Source organism: Shewanella sp. M-Br (assembly GCF_036245925.1).
Lineage (GTDB): Bacteria > Pseudomonadota > Gammaproteobacteria > Enterobacterales > Shewanellaceae > Shewanella > Shewanella oncorhynchi.
Map to the genome: position 1 here is coordinate 1 of NZ_BJBV01000068.1, position 489 is coordinate 489.

At 46.0% G+C, this 489-nt stretch carries 1 pseudogene; it reads right to left on the minus strand.

From position 1 onward, the window contains the following. Nucleotides 1-489, minus strand: a pseudogene (locus AAA952_RS22340) (hypothetical protein); the annotation flags it as partial.

Genomic DNA, 489 nt, shown 5'->3' on the forward strand with positions numbered 1-489 from the left:
GTATTCTCAGGGGCAAAATCTGACAATTGGACTGGTTCGCCGTCACGGATGCCAACTTTAGAAAGGCCAACTATTCGTTCATTTTTCAATAAAAAGAGTTTCGACCCCAGTAATTGCTTCATCAGTAGCGACAACACTTTATGCATATCTTCGGGATGGCAATAACAGTCGAGATTTGAATAATATCCGAAATAAAACCTGTCTGTATCACAGGATATATATGGCCTCTTGTGGGTCACTTTTATCATGTGGGGATGTCCACGCTTGATAGCACTTATTGAGGTGGTTTCTACATTTTTAAAACCAGTAAAGAAAAATGCCCCCAGAGCCATTCCGCCTGCACCAATCAGCGCTGCTGGGCCTAAAAAGGCCACCCCGACAATACAAACCACCACTCCAAACCAAGCCAGCCCCCGCACTACCGCGTAGGCGGCATCCGGAATCGCGTCATGATAGGTAGTAACTAAACCCTCAGTGGTGAGCCGATAA